The 13,282-nt window shown below is 72.0% G+C and carries 14 protein-coding genes; 7 read left to right on the forward strand and 7 right to left on the reverse strand.

Annotation, left to right across the window (positions count from 1 at the left end):
• The first annotated feature begins 11 nt into the window (after positions 1–11).
• Positions 12–1,217 carry an ROK family transcriptional regulator gene (locus tag AB0J87_RS11445; protein ID WP_357736598.1) on the forward strand — a complete coding sequence of 402 codons (1,206 nt, stop codon included), beginning with the start codon at positions 12–14 and terminating at the stop codon, positions 1,215–1,217.
• 2 nt (positions 1,218–1,219) lie between these two features.
• On the opposite strand, the gene AB0J87_RS11450 is transcribed toward AB0J87_RS11445, so the two are convergent.
• Positions 1,220–2,794, reverse strand: a complete 1,575-nt coding sequence (locus AB0J87_RS11450; RefSeq protein ID WP_363964336.1) for an ATP-binding cassette domain-containing protein — start codon at positions 2,792–2,794, stop codon at positions 1,220–1,222.
• 77 nt (positions 2,795–2,871) lie between these two features.
• On the opposite strand from AB0J87_RS11450, the gene AB0J87_RS11455 reads away from it, so the two are divergent.
• A complete protein-coding gene (locus AB0J87_RS11455; protein WP_363964338.1) occupies positions 2,872–3,522 on the forward strand; it encodes a TetR/AcrR family transcriptional regulator C-terminal domain-containing protein in 651 nt (216 codons plus the stop codon).
• A 22-nt stretch (positions 3,523–3,544) separates the two neighbouring features.
• Here AB0J87_RS11455 and AB0J87_RS11460 read toward each other — a convergent pair whose 3' ends face one another.
• The 3 genes from AB0J87_RS11460 to AB0J87_RS11470 form a co-directional block, all read right to left on the reverse strand.
• Positions 3,545–4,933, reverse strand: a complete 1,389-nt coding sequence (locus tag AB0J87_RS11460) for an MFS transporter (RefSeq protein WP_363964340.1) — start codon at positions 4,931–4,933, stop codon at positions 3,545–3,547.
• 268 nt (positions 4,934–5,201) lie between these two features.
• A complete protein-coding gene (locus AB0J87_RS11465; protein ID WP_363964342.1) occupies positions 5,202–5,753 on the reverse strand; it encodes a hypothetical protein in 552 nt (183 codons plus the stop codon).
• A gap of 71 nt (positions 5,754–5,824) precedes the next feature.
• Positions 5,825–6,526, reverse strand: coding sequence for a DUF2470 domain-containing protein (locus AB0J87_RS11470; protein WP_350740752.1), 702 nt, complete (start codon positions 6,524–6,526; stop codon positions 5,825–5,827).
• A 67-nt stretch (positions 6,527–6,593) separates the two neighbouring features.
• Here AB0J87_RS11470 and rpsD point away from each other — a divergent pair, with 67 nt between their 5' ends.
• Positions 6,594–7,208 carry a 30S ribosomal protein S4 gene (rpsD, locus tag AB0J87_RS11475; RefSeq protein WP_363965049.1) on the forward strand — a complete coding sequence of 205 codons (615 nt, stop codon included), beginning with the start codon at positions 6,594–6,596 and terminating at the stop codon, positions 7,206–7,208.
• A 2-nt stretch (positions 7,209–7,210) separates the two neighbouring features.
• On the forward strand, positions 7,211–8,440 hold the full coding sequence (locus AB0J87_RS11480; RefSeq protein WP_363964344.1) for a low temperature requirement protein A: 1,230 nt from the start codon (positions 7,211–7,213) through the stop codon (positions 8,438–8,440).
• On the opposite strand, the gene AB0J87_RS11485 is transcribed toward AB0J87_RS11480, so the two are convergent.
• On the reverse strand, positions 8,423–9,214 hold the full coding sequence (locus tag AB0J87_RS11485) for an ion transporter (RefSeq protein ID WP_350740755.1): 792 nt from the start codon (positions 9,212–9,214) through the stop codon (positions 8,423–8,425). The genes AB0J87_RS11480 and AB0J87_RS11485 overlap by 18 nt on opposite strands.
• A 119-nt stretch (positions 9,215–9,333) precedes the next feature.
• Here AB0J87_RS11485 and AB0J87_RS11490 point away from each other — a divergent pair, with 119 nt between their 5' ends.
• Positions 9,334–9,642 carry a DUF4190 domain-containing protein gene (locus AB0J87_RS11490; RefSeq protein ID WP_363964346.1) on the forward strand — a complete coding sequence of 103 codons (309 nt, stop codon included), beginning with the start codon at positions 9,334–9,336 and terminating at the stop codon, positions 9,640–9,642.
• On the opposite strand, the gene AB0J87_RS11495 is transcribed toward AB0J87_RS11490, so the two are convergent.
• Positions 9,598–10,263, reverse strand: coding sequence for a TetR/AcrR family transcriptional regulator (locus tag AB0J87_RS11495; RefSeq protein WP_363964348.1), 666 nt, complete (start codon positions 10,261–10,263; stop codon positions 9,598–9,600). The two genes, AB0J87_RS11490 and AB0J87_RS11495, sit on opposite strands and share 45 nt — an antisense overlap.
• A gap of 66 nt (positions 10,264–10,329) precedes the next feature.
• On the opposite strand from AB0J87_RS11495, the gene AB0J87_RS11500 reads away from it, so the two are divergent.
• Positions 10,330–11,070 (forward strand): ATP-binding cassette domain-containing protein, encoded by a 741-nt coding sequence (locus AB0J87_RS11500; RefSeq protein WP_363964350.1) that lies wholly within the window; start codon positions 10,330–10,332, stop codon positions 11,068–11,070.
• Positions 11,070–11,795, forward strand: a complete 726-nt coding sequence (locus AB0J87_RS11505) for an ABC transporter permease (protein WP_363964352.1) — start codon at positions 11,070–11,072, stop codon at positions 11,793–11,795. Before AB0J87_RS11500 ends, AB0J87_RS11505 begins: the two co-directional genes overlap by 1 nt.
• A 9-nt stretch (positions 11,796–11,804) precedes the next feature.
• Here the strand turns inward: AB0J87_RS11505 and AB0J87_RS11510 are convergent, their stop codons facing one another.
• Entirely contained in the window at positions 11,805–13,163 is a 1,359-nt protein-coding gene (locus tag AB0J87_RS11510) for a S8 family serine peptidase (RefSeq protein ID WP_363964354.1), read from the reverse strand.
• Positions 13,164–13,282: the final 119 nt, after the last annotated feature.

Raw genomic sequence — 13,282 nt, forward strand, 5'->3', positions numbered from 1 at the left:
TCACTTAGCCGATGCCTCGACGTACCGCCGCGACCCTCGCCACCAGTGGTGAGGTGCTCCGCCTCATCCGCACCGGAGAGGCCGCGACGCGGGCCGACCTGGGCCGGGTGACCGGCCTGTCGCGCCCCGCCGTGCAGCTGCGCGTGGGTGAGCTGCTGGAACGCGGCCTGGTCGTGGAGCGCGACGACGCCCCGTCCACGGGCGGGCGGCCGCCGGTCCGGCTGGAGTTCAACGCCACGGGCGGCGTGGTGCTGGTGGCGGCGCTCGGCGCCAGCCGCACCCGGGTGGCCGTCTGCGACCTGGCCGGGCGGGAGCTGGCCGGGCGCGAGTTCGCGATGGACGTGGAGCAGGGGCCCGACGTCGTGCTCCCGGTGATCATGGATTCCTGGGACGAGCTGCTCGGCGACCGGCCCCGCTCGATGCTCAGAGGCGTCGGGATGGGCGTGCCGGCCACGGTCGAGTTCGCGCAGGGACGCGCCGAGAGCGCCCGCGTGATGGCCTCGTGGACCGGCGTGGTGATCCCGCCGATCATCCGCGAGCGCTTCCCCGTCCCCGTGCTCGTGGACAACGACGTCAACGTGCTGGCCATCGGCGAGCACCGCGGCGCCTACCCCGACCTGGACGATCTGATGTTCGTGAAGATCTCGACGCGGATCGGCGCGGGCGTGATCGCCGGGGGCGGCATCCTGCGCGGCGCGCTGGGCGCGGCGGGCGAGATCGGGCACATCCCCGTGCTCGACGGCGGCGACGTGCTGTGCCGCTGCGGCAACACCGGCTGCGTCGACTCCGTGGCCAGCGGCACCGCGCTGCTGCGCGACCTGCGGGCCCAGGGCAAGGACGTCAAGACGATCGCCGACGTGACCGCGCTGGTGCGCGCCGGCGACGCCGAGACGATGGCCACGGTGCGCGAGGCCGGCCGCCGGATCGGCGAGGTGCTGGCCGGGGCGGTCAACATCCTCAACCCGTCGGTGGTGGTGCTGGGCGGCGACGTGGCCGAGGCGTTCGGTCCGCTGGTGTCGAGCATCCGCGAGGTCGTCTACCGCCGCTCCACGGCCCTGGCCACCCGGCGGCTGCGCATCGAGCCGAGCCGGCTGGGGGCGGGCGCGGGCATCAGCGGGTGCGCGGTGATGGTGCTCGACCACGTGCTCTCGCCGGACGCCGTGGACGAGACCATGACGATCTCTGCCCTGCGCCGCGAGCGCGTCGCCGCCCCGTAACGTCAGAGGTCCCAGCGGGGGACGTCGCTCTCCCGTACGAGCCCGTCCGCGCCGAACACCAGATGGCGATCGAGGTCGGCGGCGAACCAGCGGTCGTGCGTGACCGCCAGCACCGTCCCCTCGAACCCCGCGAGCCCCTGCTGGAGCGCTTCCGCGCTGGCCAGGTCCAGGTTGTCCGTCGGCTCGTCGAGCAGCAGCAGCGTCGCCCCCGACAGCTCCAGCAGCAGGATCTGCAGCCGGGCCTGCTGCCCGCCCGACAGCGTCTCGAACGGCTGCCCGCCCGCCGGCGCCAGCTCGTAGCGGGCCAGCGCCGCCATCGCCTCGTTGCGGGTCAGCGCGTACTCCCGCATCACCACGTCGGCGGCGGCCCGTCCGGCCAGGTCGGGCCGCGCGTGGGTCTGGGTGAAATGCCCGGCTGACACCCTGGCGCCCAGGCGGGCCACGCCGGTGTGCGCGATCGGCTCGCCCGCCAGCAGGCGCAGGAAGTGGGACTTGCCGGTGCCGTTCCGGCCCAGCACGCCGACCCGCTCGCCGTACCGGACCTCGGTGGAGAACGGCCGCAGCAGCCCGGTGAGCTCCAGGTCCTCGCAGGTCACCGCCCGCTTCCCGGTGCGCCCGCCGCGCAGCCGCATCCGGACGTTCTGCTCCTTCGGCGCGCGCTGCGGCGGCCCCGCCCGCTCGAACCGCTCCAGCCTCGTGACCGCCGACTGGTACGCCCCCGCCAGCGCGTCGTTGTTCGCCGAGCGCTGGCGCAGCGTGTGGACCAGTCGGCGCAGCCTGGCCCGCTCGTCCTCCCAGCGCCGGCGCAGCTCGTCGAGGCGCTCCCTGCGGCGCCTGCGGGCCTCGGCGTACGTCGCGAACCCGCCGCCGTGCACCCACACCCCGCGTCCCTCCACCGTGACGATCCGGTCGGCGGCCTCGGCCAGCAGCTGCCGGTCGTGCGAGACGAGCAGCACCGTCTTGGCCGAGCCCCTGATCGCCCGCTCCAGCCACTGCTTGGCCCGCACGTCCAGGTAGTTGTCGGGCTCGTCCAGCAGCAGCACCTCGTCCGGCCCGCGCAGCAGCGCCTCCAGCATGAGCCGCTTCTGCTCCCCGCCCGACAGCGTGCCCAGCTCCCTGTCCTTGACCCGCTCGTACGGCAGCCCCAGAGCCTCGGTGGCGCACACGTCCCACACCACCTCCAGCTCGTAGCCGCCCGCGTCGGCATAGTCGGCGATGGCCTGGGCGTAGGCGAGCTGGGCGGGCTCGTCGTCGTTCCGGGCGATCGTCGCCCCGGCCACCTCCAGCGCGGCGGCGGCGTCGCGGACGCGCCGCGGGGCGACGTTGAGCAGCAGGTCGTGCACGGTGCCGGCGCCGAGGAACTGCCGCATCACCCCGATCCCGCCGCTGCTCGCGACGCGGCCGTCCGACGGGGCCAGCTCGCCCGCGATCAGCCGCAGCAGCGTGGTCTTGCCCGCGCCGTTCGGCCCGACGAGCGCCGCCTTGGCGCCGGCGCCCACTTTGAAGGACGTCTCGAGCAGCAGCGGCCGCCCGTCCGGCAGCAGGTACGTCAGCCCGCTCACCTCGATGTGCCCCATGACGGCCACCTCCACTCGATCGTCGTTCGACCAACTAGACCATCGATCCGGTCACTAGAACAACGTATTATCTCCGGGTGGGAACCGTGTGGTCGCGCCCCCAGAAGGCGCCGAGGCAGACGCTGACGCTCGACCGGATCGTGGCCGAGGCGGTCGCGCTGCTCGACGAGGAAGGCGTGGGCCGGCTGACCATGCGCCGCCTGGCCGAGCGGCTCGACACCGGCTCGACCACGCTCTACTGGCACGTCAAGACCAAGGACGACGTCCTCGACCTGGCCCTGGACGCCGTCTTCGGGGAGGTGCGCCGGCCGGCGGGCGGCTCCGGGTGGCAGGAGGCCGTACGCGAGCTCATCGGAGGCTGGCGCGCGGCCCTGCTGCGGCACCCGTGGTCGGCCACCATCCTCGACCGCCCGCTCATGGGCCCGAACGCGCTGGAGCGTACCGAGTTCCTCTACGCGACCCTGGCCGCCGCCGGATTCGCCGCCCCCAAACCCGCCGCGTACAGCCTGTCCAACTACGTCATGGGCTCGGTCGTCATGCAGGTGACCTGGCAGGACCGCGACCGGGACGACACCGGCGAGTTCCTCAGGGAGCGCGCCGACCGTTATCCGGCGCTCGCCGAGTACGGGCTCGACCACGCGTGGGACGCCACGTTCGACGAGGGCCTCGGCTACCTGCTGGACGGCATGGAGCAGTCCCGCAGACGCGAAGGCGGCCGGCTCGGGTGAGCCGGCCGCCTTCGGGGGATCGTCAGTCCTCGCGGGCCTGCTTCGGGAGCATCAGGCCGACCGCGAACGTCGCGGCGATCATCCCGGCCGCCACCCACAGCGTGATCGTGACGCTCCCGGTGCCGAAGTAGAGGGTGCCCAGCAGGGCCAGGCCCAGCGCCCCGCCCACCTGCTGGAGCGCGGTCAGCGCGCCGGAGGCGGAGCCGGTCTCCTGGGGCTCGACGGCGGCCATCACGATGCTGAAGTACGGGCTCATGATCAGCCCGCTGCCCAGCCCGGCCACCGCCAGCGCCGGGGCGAGCTGCCACGGCGAGACCCCGGGGGACGCGACGGCGATCACACCGGTCACGCCGAGCCCCATGACGATCGCGCCGGCCAGCAGCACCTTGCGGCCGTGCCTGCGGGCGGCCTGCGCGACGCCCATGCCCGCGATCATGCCCAGCGACGAGGGCACACTGGTCAGCGCCGCCTTGAGCGGGGAGTAGCCCAGGCCGAGCTGGGTGTAGAGGCCGATCACGAGGAAGAACCCGGTGAAGGCGGCGAAGTAGATCGTGCCGGTCGCCATGCCCGAGACGAACGCCCGCTTGCCGAACAGGCTGGGCGCCACCAGCGGGTCGCCGCCGCGCCGGGCCCTGCGCTTCTCGTAGGCCGCGAAGACCGCGAACACCGCCGCGGAGGTCGCCATCATCGCGAACGCCCACGCCGGCCAGCCGCTCTCGCGCCCCTGGACCAGCGGGAAGACCATGAGAACGGTGCCCGCGGAGGCCAGCACGGCGCCCGGCAGATCGAGCCGCACGCCCTTGACCGGGCGGGAGGCGGGCAGGAAGCGCAGGGCGGCCAGCGCGGCGGCGGCCCCGATCGGCAGGTTGATCAGGAAGATCAGCCGCCAGTCGACACCGGTCAGCGCGCCCGCCAGGATCGGCCCGCCCACCGCGGACAGCCCCATGACCGGCCCGAACATCCCCATCGCGACCGCCAGCTCCTTGGGCGGGAACATCTCCTTCATCAGCCCCATGCCCTGGGGGATCATCGCCGCCCCGAACAGCCCCTGCACGACCCTGGCCGCGATGATCGTCTCGGGGGAGGCGGCCAGGGCGCACAGCAGCGACCCGACGGTGAACCCGACGACGCCGATGAGGAACATGCGCTTGCGCCCCACGATGTCCCCGAGCCGCCCGCCGGTCAGCAGGCCCGCGGTCATGGCGAGGGTGTAGGCCGCGCCGAGCCACTGGATCAGGGAGTCGCCGCCGCCCAGGTCGGCCCGCATCGTCGGGCCGGCGACGTTGGTGACGGTCGCGTCGAGCAGCTCCATCACCGAACCGGCGAGGACCACCGCGAGCGCGGGCCAGCGCCACTTGTAGGGGGCGGGGGTGGCGGGCGTCTGCGCGGGGCGGGTGTCGAGGATGGTCATCCACGGCCTCCTGAATCGGAACGGCTTGTTCTGTTCCAGAATAGCAGAACGGAATGCTTCATTCCACAACGAAGCCGAGATTCTTGCGGGGGAGGGGGTTGCCACGGAGCCGGTCAAGAGCGCGCGCCGTCACGGCGAGCAACCCGTGAGCCTTCACGACCGGCCATGACGGGCGGAAACGGGCGTCGGCGCGTGCGGCCCACCGTGCGCAGCCGTAAAGGACGGGCTTGAAGACCGTCGTGCGGCGTGTGCGGCCGTAAGAGGGGGTTCAGCGCTTTCTGGGGTGGCGCGTCTGGCCGGGCGGAACATGCGTGCGCGGCGGCGTGGCGGCGGTGGGAGGCGGCGCGGCGGACGAGCGGGTCGGCTGCACCGCTGGGGAGGCCGTGGCCGGCTCGGGCGTGGGCGTACGGGAAACCGAGGCGAGGGTCGGCCGCGTGGAGTTCGTCCGCCGCGGGGTCGGGCGCGCCGAGAGCGCCCGCTTCGGAGTGGGGCGGCGATGCACGGCGGAGGAGGGGTGCGCCGGGGACGCGGAAGGGCCGAGGGAGGTGGGCGCGGGGCTGAGGGCGGTGGGGGCGGTGGGGGCGGTGCGGAGGCGGGATTCGGTGGCGACCGGGATGGAGCCGTCACGGGCGCCGGGGCCGGTGCGGTGCCAGTCAACCGCGTCCAGCCGCCTGGCGGTGGACGCCCCGCCCACCAGAATCCCCGCCGAGGCCAGCATGAGCGTGCCGACCAGCGCGCCGGCGATCATCAGTATCCGCCCTCGCCGCCCGCCCTCGTCGGCGAACGGGTCGGGCTCCGATGATCGCTCCGTGCCGGTCACGCCTCAAATGCTAGAGAGGTGCCGCCGATGCCAGGGCCGATCCGGACAAATCGGAGAGTTAATTGTGATCATCAACAGGAGCACAGCAGCCCGCGCAGCGCCGTCTCCAGGCACAGGCCGGAGCGGGCCGGGGTCGGCCACGGGAAGCGGATCAGCGCCTCGTCCACCCGTACGGTCGCCCCGAACCGGTCCAGCTCCCACAGCCACACCTCGCCGGCCTCCTCGCCGAGCTGCCGGGACACGCCCGCGGTGAGCTGCGCCCGGTGCGAGGCGTTGACGTGCGAGAGCACCCGCTCGGCCGTCTCCGCCAGCGGGTCCGGCGCCGCGCCCAGGTAGTCGTCGGCGTCCAGCAGCCCCGACTCCTGCCCGGTCAGGTACACGACCTGTCCCACGTCCAGCCGCAGCAGCCGGGGCGCGGAGCGCTCCCCGAACCGCTCGAGCGCGTCGAACAGGCTCTCGTCGGCGCTGTGGGCGGCCACCGCGACCGCCGCGCCCCGTGCCTCGCTCTCCGGTACGGCCTCCGCCCACCCCTGCACCTCGAGCAGCCCGCGCGGATGGGTGGCCTCACCCAGTTGCCGCATCGCCGTCAGGTTCACCGCCACGACGGCGTCCTCGCGCAGGGGGTGCAGCGGCTCGCCGGGCAGCACCAGGAGCACGGGCCGGCCGCGCTCGTCCACGCCTCCCCGGGCCGGCGAGGGCGCTCCGTCGACGGACAGCTTGGCGACGTTCGCGGTCGCGGCGAGGGTGCGGACCCGCTCGGGGATCGGCAGCATGGGCCCTCCGTTCAATGATAGGTTAGGCTTCCCTAAGTAAGGATTACCTAATCACATTGAGGTGAACGTGCGCTACACCGGTCCCAAGGTGCGACTGTCTCGTCGCGCGGGCGTCCCGCTGACCAGGAAAGCCGTCCGCTACTTCGAGCAGCGCCCCTATCCGCCGGGCGAGCACGGCCGCAAGACCAACCGCCGCAGCACCGGCGACTACGGGCTGCGGCTGATGGAGAAGCAGAAGCTGCGCTGGTACTACGACGTGTCGGAGCGGCAGCTGCGCCGCTACTGGGACCTCGCCGTCCGCAAGTCGGGCGCGTCCGGCGCCGAGCTGGTCACGCTGCTGGAGAGCCGCCTGGCCTCGCTCGTGCTGCGCGCCGGGCTGGCGCCGTCCATCTACGCGGCACGCCAGTACGTCAACCACGGCCACATCGCCGTGGACGGCCGCAAGGTGGACATCCCCAGCTACCTGGTCAAGCCCGGGCAGGTGGTCACGGTGCGGGAGCGGTCCCGCAGGATGCAGCCGTTCGTGGCCGCCGCCGAAGGCGTGTACGCCGACGAGCGCACCGCGGCCTACCTCTCCGTGGATCACGCCAATTTGACGTTCACGCTGGTGAACCGCCCCGAACGCGAGCAGATCGTGGTCCCCGTGGAGGAGCAACTCGTCGTGGAGTTCTATTCTCGTTAGCCGTGAGCGAACCGGTAGAGCGTCATGCGAGTTGGTTAGAGCTGTTCTTCGACCTGGTGGTCGTCGTGGCGGTGGCGCAGCTGGCCCACCGGCTGGAGCACCCCACGTGGGAGAACGTCGCGTTGTTCGCGGTGCTCTACTACGCCGTGTGGAGCGTGTGGACGACACTGACGCTCTATTCGAACGCCGAGGCCGATCGCACCCGCACCCGCGGCATGCTGATCGGCATGTTCGGCATCGCGGTGATGGCCGCGGCCGCGCCCGACGTGGCGCACGTGCTGAAGGAGACCGGCGACACGCATGACGGCTGGTTCATCGCCGCCTACATCACCTGCAGGGTCGGCGCCTCGCAGACCCTGCAGCGCGCCGGCACGATCCTGACGGCGTGGCCGGCGGCCCAGCTCGGCGCGGGCCTGATCCCGTGGTTCGCCTCCATCGGCGTCCAAGGCCCGGCGCGCTACTTCCTGTGGGGGCTGGGCGCCGTACTCGACCTGATCTTCTCCGTGCTCCAGAGCCGCAGGCCGGAGCGCCTGATCAAGGAGATGCAGCACCAGGCCCTGCGGCAGGCGCAGCGGCTGGAGCAGCGTGACCGGCGGAGGGGCGACGGGCCGGTGGTGCGCCCGGCGGCGCGGGTCAAGGCCGCCGTCCTCGACCCCGCTCATCTCGGGGAGCGGCTCGGCCTGTTCGTGATCATCGTGCTCGGCGAGGCCGTCATGCAGGTCGTGATGGCCTCCTCCGGGCATTCCTGGGACCTGCAGCTCGGTCTGGCGGCGGTGGCCGGGTTCGGGCTGATCGTCTCGCTGTGGTGGCTGACCCTGCAGTACGGCGTGAGCGCGGTGCCGGGCGCGGCCGAGCGGGGGCTGCGCGCGTATGTGGCGCTGCCCGCGCACTTCGCGATGACCGCGGGCATCACCGCGACCGCGGCCGGGCTCGGCGCGGTCGCCGCGGACCCGGCCTCGCACCCGCACGGCGGCATCGGCTGGGTGCTGGCCGCCGGTCTGGCCGTCTACTTCGCCGCCTCCGCCGTGCTCGGCGTGGCGAGCGGCGCCGAGCGGCGGTGGATCTGGGGATGGGCCCTGCCGTCCGTGGCCGCGCCCCTGGCGGTGGGCGCGGTGTCCGGGTTCGTCGAGGGCTGGGCCGTGGTCGCGCTGCTGCTGGTCGTCGCCCTGTGGCGGGTCGCCTACCGGCACCGCGGCGGCACGGCCCAGGAGGGCTCAGTCCAGCCGGCGTAGCTCGGCGACCTCCTTGCGCAGCTCGGCCAGCTCGTCGAGGATCCGCTGGGTGTGCTCGCTGGTGTCCTCCAGCACCGCGCGCTCCTCGGCGCGTTCCTCGGCGCTCTCCTCGTCCATGGCGCTGACGACCACGGCCATGAAGAGGTTCAGGATCACGAACGTGCAGATCAGGATGAAGATGGTGAAGAAGACCCAGGCCGACGGATGGCGGGTCATCACCTCCCTGGCGATGTTGCCCCAGTCGTCGCCGGTCATCGTCTGGTAGAGGGTGAACAGCGAGGTCGGCAGGCTGCCGAAGCGCTCGGGGGAGGTGCTCCCGTAGAGCTTGGTGGCCATGACGGCGGCCACGTAGAGCACCAGGCCGAGCAGCACCACGATCGAGCTCATCCCCGGCATGGCGCGCAGCAGCGCCGAGACGACGCGGCGCAGGCTCGGCACGACCGACAGCAGCCGCAGGGCACGCAGGATGCGCAGCGAGCGCAGCACGGACAGGCCGCCCGTGGCGGGCATGAAGGCGATGAGGACGATCGCGGCGTCGAAGACGTTCCACGGGTCGCGGAGGAACCTGGAGCGTTCGACGTAGATCTTGGCGATCAGCTCGACGGCGAAGACGTACAGCGCAATGTGGTCGACCACGGTGAGCAGGTGGCCGAAGCGCGCGACCACCGCGGGGAAGGTCTCGAGACCCAGCGTGGCCGCGTTGAGCAGGATGACGCCGACGATGAACCGCTGGAAGCTTTCGCGGGCGAGGAAGGCGGCAGTGCGTTCACGCACGGGGGCAGGCTCCTAAGGGCTTGGTCATGTGCCCCACCATGATGGCGCAACATGATCAAGCCGATGTCTGTGGTATAAAAACGCACCTGAGCGACGAATGGTGAGGGCGCCGAGCGAGCATGTCCTATCCGAACTACGGTCCCTCCTACTACGGGCCGCCACCCCAGACCCACCCCCAGGGCACCGCCATCCTGGTGCTGGGCATCCTGAGCCTGGTGGTCTGCACGTTCATCGGCCCCTTCGCCTGGTCGATGGGCAACAGGGCGCTGCGCGAGATCGACGAGAGCGGCTACTACTACGAGAACCGCGGCATGGTGCAGGCCGGGCGCATCTGCGGCATCGTCAGCTCGGTCCTGATGATGATCACCCTCGGCTTCGTCGTCCTAATGTTCGGGCTCATGCTGGTCACCGGGGCCCTTTCCAGCTAGCAGGTCGCCCAGGCCCGACTCCAGCAGGTCGAAGGCCCGCTCCGCCTGAGCCCGCAGGCCGGGCTCGATGCTCTCCCAGTCCTCGCCCGCGAGGAGCCGGCGGATCGAGTAGTCGCCGAGCAGTCGCGTCGTGTTGAGAAGGTGGGAGGCCACCAGCCGCGGCGTCAGGTCGTCGGGGTCGGCCTCGAGCTCGTCGGCCAGCGCCTGCGCCAGCACGCGCTCCCGCTCCTCGCCGATCTCGCGGAGCTTGGCGCCCAGCGAGGGGGCCTCGTCGACGATCCTGGCGAACACGTCGACTCCCGCGTTGAGCCCGTAGCGCCAGTGGCGGGTGTCGAGCGCGTCGAGGAAGTCGCGGCGGAACGCCCGCACCACGCTCTCCCCGGGCCCCCGCTCGCGCAGCACGCGCGGGGCCAGGTCGACGGCCACCTCCTGCCGGTCGGCGAAGAGGTCCTCCTTGGTGCTGAAGTAGTTGAACACCGTGTTGACCGACACGTCGGCGGCCCGCGCCACCTCGGCCACGGTCACGTTGTCGAACCCCTTGGCCATGAACAGCCCCATCGCGACGTCCGCGATGCGCTGCCTGGTCTCGCGCTTCTTCCGCTCCCGCAGCCCCTCTTGCATGCCTCCATCGTACCAAGTTTGCAGTGACACCAAAATTGTGGTTACTCTAATTTTGGAGGCGATGAAATGATCAGGACTTCAGGTCTGAGCAAGACCTTCGACGGCGGCACAGAGGCCGTCAAAGGCGTCGACCTATCGGTCGGGCCCGGCGAGATCGTCGGGTTCCTCGGTCCGAACGGCGCCGGCAAGACCACGACCATGCGCATGCTGACCACGCTGCTGCGCCCCACGTCCGGCACCGCCACGGTGGCCGGCCACGACCTGCTCGGCGACGCGAAGGAGGTGCGCAGGCGCATCGGCTACGTCTCCCAGACCGGCGGGACGTCGCCGACCTCGCCGCTGATGGGTGAGCTCGTGCTCCAGGGCATGCTGTACGGCCTGAACCGGGCGACGGCCGAGGCCAGGACGCGGGAGGCGCTGGAGCGGCTCGAACTCGCGGGCCTGGAGTCGAAGCCCGGCGCCGCGCTGTCCGGCGGGCAGCGCCGCCGCTTCGACATCGCGTTCGCCCTGCTGCACGACCCGGTCCTGCTCTTCCTCGACGAGCCCACGACGGGCCTCGACCCGCAGAGCCGGGCCAACCTGTGGGACCACATCCGCTCGCTGCGCGGCGAGCGGGGCATGACGGTCTTCCTCACCACCCACTACCTGGACGAGGCCGACGCGCTCTGCGACCGGATAGTGATCATCGACCACGGCCGGATCGTGGCCGAGGGCGCCCCGGCCGAGCTGAAGACCGGCGGGCGCACGCTCGACGAGGTGTTCCTGGACATCACCGGAAGGTCCCTGCGCGAGGAGGCGGGCGTCTGATGCTGCGTGACACCTGGGTGCTGTTCCGCCATGGCGTGCGCGTCACGCTCCAGCAGAAGGTCGGCATGGTCTTCGGCGCGATCCAGCCGCTGCTCTTCCTGGTGCTGTTCGGGCCCATCTTCACCACGTTCGGCACGTGGGAGACGCTCGTCCCCGGCCTCATCATCCAGCTCGGGCTCATGAGCATGGGGCTCGCCGGGTTCGGGGTGGTGTTCGAGAAGCGCTCCGGCGTGCTGGAGCGCATGCGCGTCACCCCGGCCAGCCGGCTGGCGCTGCTGCTCGGGCGCGTGCTCAACAACGCGCTCACCATGACGATCCAGACGCTGCTGCTCCTGGTGGTCGCCTTCGCCTTCGGCCTGCGGGCTCCCGCGCCGGGGCTGGCGGCCGGGTTCGTGCTGGTGATCGTGCTCGGGAGCAGTCTGGCCGCGCTGTCGTACGCCATCGCGCTGACGATGAACGAGCACCTGTTCGCGCCCGTGATGTCCACGGCGGTGATCCCGCTGGTCCTGCTGTCCGGCTCGTTCCTGCCGATGTCGATGGCGCCGGGCTGGCTCGACGCCATCTCGCACATCAGCCCGTTCAGGTACACGCTGGAGGCGCTGCGCGACCTGTTCGAGGGGCACTACCTGACGGGCACCGTGGGCCTGGGAGTGGCCGTGACGGTGGTGTTCGCCGCGGCCAGCCTCACGGTCGGGACCCGGGTCTTCAACCGGGAGAACGCCTGAGAGCGCCGTTCAGGCCGCGTTCCTGGCGCGCCGCCGCAGCGCGGCGATGATCCCCGCCGGGTCCACGTTCCCGTAGCCGTAGTCGTAGTCGAAGCCCACCTCGCTGCGGTCCTCGGCGGTGCGCCGCAGCAGCGCCCGCAGCTGGGTGGGCGACAGCCGGGTCGACGGCCACAGGGTGCGGACGGCGGCGACGAGCCCGGCGGCCACCGGCGTCGCCGCGGAGGTGCCCGAGTCGGGCTCGTCGTCGCCGAACGCCTTGGACCCGGAGAAGTGGGTGTAGGCGCAGAAGTCGGGCTTGCGGGCGGTCAGCCGCCCGGGGCCCTGCGAGGAGTAGCCCACCCGCTCCCCGTTGATGTCGACGCCGCCGACGGACAGGGCCTTCGGGTGGGAGTTGGCCCCGACGATGGGCCGGTTGGGGTAGACGCACCGGCCGTCGGGGCACTGGGTGCCGCAGTTGCCCGCCGCGAACAGCACGTCCGCGCCCGCCCGGTCGAGCTCGGCCACCATCAGGTTGAACGGGTGGGCGGCGTTGTCGGAGTAGTTGCCCGGATGCCCGACGGGGAAGTCCCACTCGGGGGAGAAGGAGCCCCACGAGTTGCTCACCACCAGCGCCCTGGTCTCGGCGGGCTGGGCGGCGAGCACGCTGCGCAGGTGCGCGAACGCCGACACCGCGTCCGACAGCAGCCCGTCCAGCGCCGAGCCGCCGGGCCGGGTGGACAGCAGGACCGGGATGTCGATCAGCGACGCCTGGGGAGCGGCGATGAGCGTGTCGAAGGCGCACATCGTCCCGTGATCGACCTCGAACTCGCCCGCCTTGCCCGACACGCCCTGCGGGCTCCAGGACCGCTCGGCGTCCAGCGTGACGCCCCTGCCGAGCTGCCTGGCGGTGTGGGCCGCGTTGATCCCGGTGTCGAGCACGGCCAGCGCCACCCCGCTGCCGTCGAGACCCTCGGCGCTCAGTCCCGGCACGTTCAGCAGCCGCTCCACGTCGTGCCAGGTGCCGACCGGCGGGTCGCCTCCGCACGTGCGCGTGGTCGCGATCACCGGGTCGGCGAAGACGCCGACCACGTCGGGCCTCAACGCGGGCAGCAGCGTGACCCTGGAGGCCAGCTCGTCGTCCGAGATGGTGCCGCGCACCAGCACGGAGGCGTCCTCGGCGGCCAGCGAGAAGTCGAGCGGCTGGTTGAGCGAGAGGGGGTCGCCCCCGGCGATCGGGACGGGCCGCGCGACCGCCACGGGGACGTACGCGGTGTCGAGCTCGACCCCGGGCAGCCCGTCGGCCACGTCGGCCGTGGTGGCGCTCTGATCCGGGTCGGCGACGGCCGCGACCAGATCGGGGGAGGGGCGGAGCTGGATCAGGACCCGCATGTGTCACCACCGAATCTCGTGGAGGGAATGAACTCCCCAAGATTCCTCCATTCATCGCCCCGGCGTCCAGCGCCTTTCAAGGGTTTGACCTGCGCAAATACCCTAATTAGTGCGAACCG

It is taken from the genome of Nonomuraea sp. NPDC049625 (assembly GCF_040675285.1).
Lineage (GTDB): Bacteria > Actinomycetota > Actinomycetes > Streptosporangiales > Streptosporangiaceae > Nonomuraea > Nonomuraea angiospora_A.